The sequence below is a fragment of the Marinobacter halodurans genome (genome assembly GCF_004327985.1).
GTDB classification, from domain to species: Bacteria; Pseudomonadota; Gammaproteobacteria; order Pseudomonadales; family Oleiphilaceae; genus Marinobacter_A; species Marinobacter_A halodurans.
In genome coordinates, this window is the sequence record NZ_SJDL01000005.1 from 175,617 (window position 1) to 184,264 (window position 8,648).

Annotated in this window: 8 protein-coding genes; 2 read left to right on the top strand and 6 right to left on the bottom strand. The window is 64.5% G+C overall.

The features are described 5' to 3' along the window. Window positions 1-25 precede the first annotated feature (25 nt). Both EZI54_RS05045 and EZI54_RS05050 read right to left on the bottom strand, forming a co-directional pair. Window positions 26-418: a hypothetical protein gene (locus EZI54_RS05045; protein WP_242674345.1), complete on the bottom strand. Its 393-nt coding sequence runs from the start codon at window positions 416-418 to the stop codon at window positions 26-28. A gap of 135 nt (window positions 419-553) precedes the next feature. Continuing rightward, entirely contained in the window at window positions 554-1,321 is a 768-nt protein-coding gene (locus tag EZI54_RS05050; protein ID WP_131479674.1) for a hypothetical protein, read from the bottom strand. Window positions 1,322-1,516: 195 nt separating this feature from the next. On the opposite strand from EZI54_RS05050, the gene EZI54_RS05055 reads away from it, so the two are divergent. After that, window positions 1,517-2,152 carry a hypothetical protein gene (locus EZI54_RS05055; RefSeq protein ID WP_131479676.1) on the top strand — a complete coding sequence of 212 codons (636 nt, stop codon included), beginning with the start codon at window positions 1,517-1,519 and terminating at the stop codon, window positions 2,150-2,152. Window positions 2,153-2,297: 145 nt separating this feature from the next. Beyond that, complete coding sequence (locus tag EZI54_RS05060; protein WP_131479678.1) at window positions 2,298-4,529, top strand: patatin-like phospholipase family protein; 2,232 nt, start codon at window positions 2,298-2,300, stop codon at window positions 4,527-4,529. Here EZI54_RS05060 and EZI54_RS05065 read toward each other — a convergent pair. The 4 genes from EZI54_RS05065 to EZI54_RS05080 all read right to left on the bottom strand — a co-directional run bounded on the left by EZI54_RS05065 (window position 4,516) and on the right by EZI54_RS05080 (window position 8,258). Beyond that, window positions 4,516-4,953 (bottom strand): hypothetical protein, encoded by a 438-nt coding sequence (locus EZI54_RS05065; RefSeq protein WP_131479680.1) that lies wholly within the window; start codon window positions 4,951-4,953, stop codon window positions 4,516-4,518. The genes EZI54_RS05060 and EZI54_RS05065 overlap by 14 nt on opposite strands. Further along, window positions 4,940-5,626: a GntR family transcriptional regulator gene (locus EZI54_RS05070; protein WP_131479682.1), complete on the bottom strand. Its 687-nt coding sequence runs from the start codon at window positions 5,624-5,626 to the stop codon at window positions 4,940-4,942. The genes EZI54_RS05065 and EZI54_RS05070 overlap by 14 nt, the downstream gene beginning before the upstream one ends. A 145-nt stretch (window positions 5,627-5,771) precedes the next feature. Further along, window positions 5,772-7,202, bottom strand: coding sequence for a cardiolipin synthase (gene cls, locus EZI54_RS05075; RefSeq protein WP_131479684.1), 1,431 nt, complete (start codon window positions 7,200-7,202; stop codon window positions 5,772-5,774). Window positions 7,203-7,217: 15 nt separating this feature from the next. Further along, window positions 7,218-8,258 carry an AraC family transcriptional regulator gene (locus EZI54_RS05080; protein WP_131479686.1) on the bottom strand — a complete coding sequence of 347 codons (1,041 nt, stop codon included), beginning with the start codon at window positions 8,256-8,258 and terminating at the stop codon, window positions 7,218-7,220. Between the last annotated feature and the right edge of the window lie 390 nt (window positions 8,259-8,648).

Consider the following 8,648-nt stretch of genomic DNA (forward strand, 5'->3'; position numbering starts at 1 on the left):
CCGGAAGGGAAAACGGGGACGGGCGTCAGAGGCAGTCGTACTGGGAGCGGCGATCGAACGCCACGGACACCATGTCGTAGCCCTGGTGGGTCAGGCGCTGCATCAGGTCGCGGTCGCGGATCATGGCCATGCAGATGGCGTGGATGCTCGCCTGCAGGCTGCTGTCCGGCGGTTGCTGCTGGAAGCGGAAGTCGACGATCAGGTACTTCCTGGCGTAGTTGGCGCTGTCGGGGATGTCGTCCCGGCTGACGCTGGTGGCACCGATGTAGGTGGGACCGTCGGTCTGGAACAGGCCGCTCATCAGCAGGTCGATGTTTTCGGCGCGCGCCGATGCATTCAGGGCCATCGCCGCCAGAAACCCGGTCCCTGCCAGTAGCCGTGAAAAGGCTGTCTTACGGATGTTTGCGCGCATCACCATCACTGATCCCTGCCTTTAATGTAACGGAATGTTAAGCGATGTTACGGTTCATTATGGCAAACGGAGGCCGGTTTGCTTAGTGCTGCCGTGTTCTTTTTTCAATTGTTTGCAATGGCAACCTTATGCCCGGGGCCATCACGACATGCGCCGCTGCCACGCCAGCCAGCCGGCCGACCAGACGGTGGCCAGCGCCAGGGCGCACAATGTGCCGGCGATGATCCCCAGGTGTGGATACAGCAGCGCAACCGCCACGGTGTGGGTGATCAGTGAGCCCATGCCGGCCGGATAGTGCTTGACCAGCGTTTGGGCCGGTGCCGGGCCATGTTGCCAGAAGACGATGGCCAGCAGCGGGAAGAAGGTGATGGGAAAGGCCGCCAGGACGCCGCTCAATGTGGTGCTGCCCCAGTAGGCGGCCGAGGTGACGCCCACCACGATCAGTCCGGAAACGATCCCCCGCAGGATATGCACGCCCCAGCCCGGCGGCTGGCGCAGGGTGATCGCGGTATCGGCCAGGTGACGCATGAGCCGGTGGGCGACGATGGTGGAAGCGACACTGACCGGCAGCGCCAGCCACAGGGACAGGTCGAGCAATGACAGCGGCAGGGCCACGGCCAGGAACGCCAGCAGCGACAGCGCGAGGGTTTTCAGGCGCTGTGGACTGGCGCTGGCCGCGAATGCCAGGGCCAGTGCCTGGGCGCCGATGAAGCCGAGCAGCGTACCGCGTGCGGCATCGGCGGCGTAGTCCGGTCCCTGCTCAAATCCGAGAAAGAACAGGGCCACCCCGGTGCCCAGGGGAAAGCCGGCCAGAACGCCGGCGACCCGGGTACTGACCCGTTCGGCCAGCCAGGCCAGGGCCAGCACGGTAACCAGGGTGACGACGATCTTGATCAGCAGCAACAGCATGGATGGTCCGGTCTCCGGGAGTCGAGGTGCGCCCCAAAATGAGGCACATGCTACGCCAAAGCGACAGGAAGGGGAATGACAGGCCGGATCGCGGCCGTCTGCCGCTTTGGCGGTCTCCCTGGATGCGCTAGGATGGAAGACATCGCCGGGCAGGCTTGGGGGCCGCTGGCAATGGATTTCCGTGGAGGAGCAGTCATGTATCAGTTGGTATTTCAGGGCGAGTGCACGCCCGGCACGGACGAACAGTCGGCCCGCGCCAACGCCCGGGCCCTGTTCAAGGCCTCGGTCGATCAGGTAGAACGCATGTTCAGCGGCAAGCGGGTGGTCATTCGCAACAAGCTGGAGCAGGAGCAGGCTGAGAAATACGTGGCGGTCCTGCGCAAGCACGGCATGGTGGCCTACGCCGAGCCCATGACGCCGCCCGCCGGCGAGACCGGACCCGCACCGCGGCCCGCGACACCGGCATCCACGCCGCCGCCCGCTGCAACCCGGCCGGAACCGGAAGCCAAGCCGGAGCCTGAGCCGCAACCCGCGCAGGCACCATCGGCTGCGGCGACGGGCGATGGCGTCAAAGTGGAGCCTGGCGACCGGCCGAATGTTGCAGGCGAAAAGGTGGACAGCATCCTCGCGGGCTCATCGCTGCAGGTGGCCCCGGCCCATGACCGGTTGAGTGAAGAGCGCAGGGTGGAGGCGCCCCTGTTCGAGCACCTGGATGACTGGACCATCGCCCCGGCCGGTACCACCCTGGTGGAGGAACGGGAAGAGGTGCCGCCCGCGGTGCCCGACATTTCCCATTTGTCACTGGCCGATGACCGGAAGGATCGCCAATAATACACGCCGCTTCTGCTTCGGCGCCGTGCCGGTTCAACGCCCGGACCGACGCCGGCCGCCCCTGAGCCACCATGGGAGTCACCGGTTTCCCGGCAGGGCGCAACTGACCTGAACCATTGTTCGAGCCAGGGTAGGGAGTCCCCGCGTGTCGAGAATCATCGCTGCTTTGCTGTTGTCGGTCTGTGCTATCCAGGTTGGCGCCGAGTCGTTGTCGGACGAGGTGCATAAGCAGGGACGGCCGGTGGTGGCGCTGGTCCTGAGTGGTGGCGGTGCCAAGGGGATGGCGCATGTCGGTGTGTTGCGGGCGCTGGAGGAAATGCACGTGCCCGTCGACATCGTGGTGGGCACCAGCGCCGGATCCTCGGTGGCGGCGCTCTATGCGCTGGGCATGGACGTGGACGAGATCGAGGACCGGTTCATCGAGATGGACTGGGTGTCCAGCTTCCAGGACAGTCCCGGCCGGGCCTACAAACCGGTCCGGCGCAAGTTCGATGACTGGCGTTACCCCGTGGATCCCGGCATCGGCCTCAGCAGCCAGGGGCTTACGGTCGGGCGCGGGCTGGTGGCGGGTCAGAACCTGGGATTCATTCTCAATGAACTGACCCAACGGGCAGCCCTGGTGCGGGACTTCGACGACCTGCCGCTGCGTTTCCGCGCGGTGGCAACGGACCTGGGCACCGGCAGGGAAGTGGTGCTCAGCCACGGCTCCCTGGCCCGGGCGATCCGGGCCAGCATGAGCATTCCCGGTGTCTACGCGCCCACCGAGATCGACGGCAGGCTGCTGGTGGACGGCGGCATCGCCAACAACCTGCCGGTGAGCGTGGCCCAGTCGATGGGGGCCGACGTGGTCATTGCCGTGGACATCAGCGATGTGCTGCAGGACACGGAAAAGCTGACCGGCGCCTTTTCGGTGGTGGGGCAGCTCACCACCCTGATGACCCGGCGCAATGTGGACGAGCAGTTGGACCGCCTCGGTGAGGACGATGTACTGATTCGCCCCAACCTGGAAGACATGACATCGGCGGATTTCTACGACGCCACGCAGATCATCGAAATCGGCGCCACCGCAACCCGTGACAAGGCCGTCAGCCTGAACCACCTGAGTGTCGATGCGCCGACCTGGGCCGCCTACCAGAAACGCCGCCACACCGAACGCTTCACCCCCGAACGCATCGCCTCCGTCCGCATTGACGACGATTCCCGGCTGTCCCGCGAATTCCTGCGCTCGCGCATTCGCCAGAAACCCGGCGAGCCGCTGGATGTAGACCAGTTGGAGGACGACCTGCGACGGATCTACGGGCTGGGCTACTACGAGACCGTCAGCTATTCCCTGGAACCGGCCGATGATCCGGAGCAGGGCGCGGTCCTGGTGATCGATGTCCAGGAGAAAAGCTGGGGGCCCAACTACCTGCGCTTTGGCCTCAGCTATGAGGACAACTTCGAGGATGAGACCCGCTTCAACGTGGCGGGCTCCTACCAGATGACCGAGCTGAATTCGCTGGGCGCGGAGTGGACTACCGGCGTACAACTGGGTACCGAACCCTATGTGCGTACCGAGTGGTTCCAACCATTGGATTACGGTTACCGACGCTTTGGGCTGGTGGGCGGCCAATACAAGCGGGACAGTTATTCGGTGTTTGACGACGACGGCGATCGGGTCGGCAAGATCGAACTGGAGGAGAGCTCTTTCGATCTCAGCGTGGGTATGGAGCTCGGTGCCGAAGGGGAGGTACGTGCCGGCTACCGGCGGGGCGTGGCCTCGGTGGAGGACGAACTGGGGGAGACCAACGACTTCAGTGACCGGATCAACCAGGGGGCCTGGACCCTGCAACTGACCGTCGACACCCTCAACGACCCGTTCCTGCCCAGCAACGGCGGCTTCTTCGGGCTCAACGGACGCTTCGAACGGCCCGGCCTGGGGGCCGACCGCAATTTCGACCGCACCACCATGCTGGCCGCCCGGGCCGAGGAGTGGGGGGATCAGGTCTTTGTCGGCCAACTGTTCGCCAGCGCCGTCACCAAAGGCGAAGCGGGCGTGGAAAACTACGTGTCCCTGGGCGGCTTCCACCGGCTGTCCGCCTACGCCCGGGGGGAAGTGACGGGGCAGGATGCGGCCCTGCTGAGCCTGTATACCTACCATCGCTTTGGCGGCCCCATCGTGCCTTACTTTGCCGGCATCAGCTACGAGGGCGGCAATGGCTGGCAGGATCTGGGAAACGCCCAGTGGTCGGACGTCATCCACTCCTACGGGGTTTTCGCCGGCGTGAATACCTTCCTCGGGCCGGTCCAGATTTCCACCGCCTGGGCGGATGACGACCACTGGGCCGGCTTCCTCACCGTCGGCTATTCGCTGGAAAGCCTGTTCATCGGACTATAACCGGGGCCACCAGGATCAGCCGTTCCTTGTCGCAGGGCCCGTTCAGCGGTCGCTCGAGGATGGCGCGGTACTCACTGCCCTGGTCGGCCTCGTCGGGCACCCTGTGGTAGACGATGTCGTCACCCGGGAAGAACTGCCAGGTGCCCACCTCTTTCTCCCTCGCCAACAGCGAGGCCACGCCACGGGTTTTGCTCCAGGCGCACAGGGCGGGTGTGTGGGGGGACGTTTGTGGGGACGGCTTTGCGGGTGCCGGGGGCGTTTCCGTCTCCGGGGTGTGGTCGGACGTTTCCGGCGCCGGGGTCGGTGTCACCGGCCGGGCCGGCTGCGACGGTGCCTGGGATGGCGTACTCGAACAGCCGCCCAGGGCCAGCAACAGGAGAATCAGCAGTCCCGGGCCGGTGGCGCGGCGATCAGCGCGCCACATCGTCCCGCGGCTGTTCCTGCCCGATGTAGGACAGGACTTCCGCGCACTGGTGGGCCGCATAGTCCCGCAGGATTCGCTCCAGCCGCTCCTCGTCCCGCTGCTTGATGGCATCGATCGATGCCCGCATGTGCGCGAGGTTGTCCAGCAGCACCTGCTGGTTGGCATGCTGGAAAGCCAGGAAGGCGCAGCGTTTGGCCGAAGGCCAGAGGTCCTTGATCGCTTCCAGGATGAAGTAGTTGTCGGCGTAGGCCAGCGATGCCTGGGTGTATTCGATGCCCAGGTCGAGGAAGCCCAGCAGGTCACTGCGTTGAAAGCATTCGTCCATGCGCGCATAGAGGGACTCGAGTTTCTCCATGTCCTCGGGTTGCCATTGCCGTGCCAGTTTACGCCCTGTGTGGCACAGGTAAAGCTCCAGCACGTCATACAGGCTGCGTACGAAGTAGGCATCCAGTTCGGTGACGAACGCGCCCCGGCGTGGCACGTTACGCACCAGGTGCCGTTTCTCCAGCAGGAGCAGCCCTTCCCGGACCGACCCGTGGCTGACATCCAGTTGCTTGGCCATGGCGCTCTCGTAGATGCGCTCGCCGGAGCGCAGCTGGCCAAAGGCAATCAGGTTCTCGATGTGCTGGGCGACCTGCTCGGTCAGGGTTTCACGGGGTTTGAATGGCTTCATGAAGGACTTCCGGGTAATTCGCGGCGACCGGTCGGAATGACGCCCGCCAACATGGGCACGGGACGCCGGGCCGTTGCTGCCATGCCGACGTCTGGCGCTATGCTCTCACACTGTCTGAGAACTGCAAGCGCTTCGAACCTGGGGATCACAGGACCGGCGCCAGCAGTCGAGCGGCCCGGCAGGCGAGGCGAAACACCAGCGAGCGCCGGCTGTAGTCGTCCGGCGTCATCGGCCGGCAATACCGCAGGTCGTCTTCCAGCATCTGCCGCACATCGGCGACGAAGCCGCTGTCCGTCATCACCGCGCAGATCTCGAAGTTCAGGCGCATGGAGCGATTGTCCAGGTTGGCCGTGCCCACCGCCGCATAACGGTCGTCGACCAGGATCACCTTCTGGTGCATGAATCCGGGCTGGTAGCGATAGATGCCGATGCCGGCCTTGGAGGACTGGACCAGATAGGAATAGGCCGCCAGGCGGACCAGTTTGTGATCGGGGTTTTCCGGAATCAGGATGCGCACGTCCACGCCACGCAGGGCCGCCAGTTGCAGGGCGTTGACCACCTGCAGGTCGGGAACGAAATACGGCGAGGTGATCCAGATGCGCTGGCGGGCGTTGTTGATGCAGTTCAGGAAGAACAGGGTGCCGGTGTCGAAGCGGTCGGCGGGGCTGGTGGGAACGATCAGCACGTCCTGGTCACTGTGGCCGCAGGGTTGCGGTGACCAGTTGAGCCGGGGCAGGTCGTTGGCGGCCCAGTACCAGTCCTCCACGAACGCCAGTTGCAGCCCCATCACCGCCGGGCCCTCGATCCGGCAGTGGGTGTCGCGCCAGGCCAGGTGATCGGTCAGGGTGCCCAGGTACTCGTCGCCCAGGTTGATGCCGCCGACAAAGCCGACGGTGCCGTCGCAGACGAGCAGCTTGCGGTGATTGCGGAAATTGATCTGGAAACGGCGTCGTCGCACGTTGCCGTCGCCGAAGGCGGCGACCCGGGCGCCGGCCTGGGTGAGCTCCTTGAGGTAGTTGCGCGGCAGCCAGACGCTGCCGATATCGTCGTAGATGAAGTAGACCTTCACCCCCTCCGCCAGCTTGCGCTTGAGGATCGACTTGATGCGCTGGCCGACCTTGTCGGAGCGGACGATGTAGAACTCCAGCAGGATATAGCCACGGGCGCTTTCCATGGCATCGAACAGGGCGTCGAAAGTCTCCCGGCCGTCACGGAGCAGGGTGCAGTGGTTGCCGCGGGAAAACGGCTGTCCCACCAGCCGAGTCAACACCCGCAGCTCCGGGCTGGGATCGGTGCTGTCGGGTATCCGCGTGAGCTGGTCCTCCTCGTTGAAGACACTGAGCAGGCGATTGAGGGCCTCATCCCCGGACCGGCGCGCCTTGATATAGCCGGCAAAGCGATTGCGGCCGAACAGGACGAACAGCGGCAGGGCCAGGTAGGGAAACGCCAGCAGGGCGATGATCCAGGCAATCGCGCCCTGTGCGGTGCGATAGTGCAGCATGATGCGGAAGACGCAGAATAACGCCAGACCGTAGACAACAAGCAGTGACAGCGTGAGCAGTGTGGGATCCCACATGCGCCGGAAAACTCCCTATTGGTGGCGGGCGCGGTACTGCGCGGGCGATTCGCCGGTCCAGCGTTTGAAAGCCCGGCTGAAGGCGCTCAGTTCCGAGAAGCCTAACAGAAAAGCGATCTCCCCCAGAGCATAGCGGTCGGAGGCCACATAGCGCAGGGCCTTGTCCTTGCGGACATGCTCGACCAGTTCCTGGAAACTCATGCCTTCTTTTTTCAGGCGCCGGTACAGCGTCTGGCGGCTCATGTGCAGCTGCTGGGCCAGCGAATCCGCATCGATGCGCTCACTGGCCATCTGCCGGGATATGAGACGGCGTACCTTGCGACTGAAGTGGCGCCGGGTTTGCAGCCTGGCGAGCAGGCTGTTGACCTGCCTGAGCATCGCCAAATGCACGTAGGGATTGCGATGGGGGATGGGGCGTCCCAGGTAGCGGGCGCTGAAGGCCAGGGCGGTGGCGGGCTGTCCGAAGCGGATCGGGCAGTCAAGGATGCGACGGTACTCATCGGCATAGTCCGGTTCCGGATGGGCCACCCGCACCCAGGCAATGTCCAGTTGCGGGTGGATAAAGTAGCGCGCCCGGCTGACGACGGCGGCGAGGGTGCGGTCCATGTCCTGCCGGCAATAGTACCCCGGCTGATCCGCGTCCCAGGTCAGGATTGCCAGGTCGGCGGTCTGTTCCAGCTTGAGACTGACGGACTCGTTGATCAGGCGGTGCAGGCGCACGTACTGGATGACCGCGTCACCCAGCGTGTCGCAGTTGAAGAAGACATGCCCCATCAGGCCCATCCGGTCCGGATCCACCACCTCGCCCGCATGCAGGCCGATGGCCGCGTCGCCGGTCACGTTTTCGGCGTGTTGCCATAACCGGTAATGGGTACAGGCGGGGAGCCGGCGGTCGGGGTGGGCCAGTTCGGCCAGTGGCAGGCCGATCAGGGATTCCACGGCGTCCTCGTCGAGCAGGTTGCGGGTTTGTAGATAGTGGACCAGGCCCAGGGCGGTGGAGGCGGTGACCTGCGGTTCCTGCGGGACGATGTCGGAGCGGGCGTGGCGGGTCGGCATGAGTCTCGTTTTTGTCGTTGGGTGTTACCAAATGTCAAACAGTTGGGTCAGGCTGTCAACGTCGGGTGCGTTAAGAGGCAGTAAGCTGGGAAGGCATTCATGGGTAACTGACTTTGTCAGGAGGTGTTTGGGATGGATCTACAGATCTTTGTGCCTCATACCGAGCAGGAACGTCGCAACTGCGAGGCTCTCAAGGACTATCTCAACAGCATCTACTATTGCTGATCCCTTCGCACATCGGCCGCCAGTTGGCGGCCTTTTTTTTGGTGCGCCAGGCATGGCGCGTAGCGCCTTGACGGGCGCTGTTCTGGTACAGGTGGTGCTGGCCGGATGACTTGGGGGTGCAAGTCCCCTGTGGGCCCGGTAAGGGGAACCACTAGCCGAACGGCA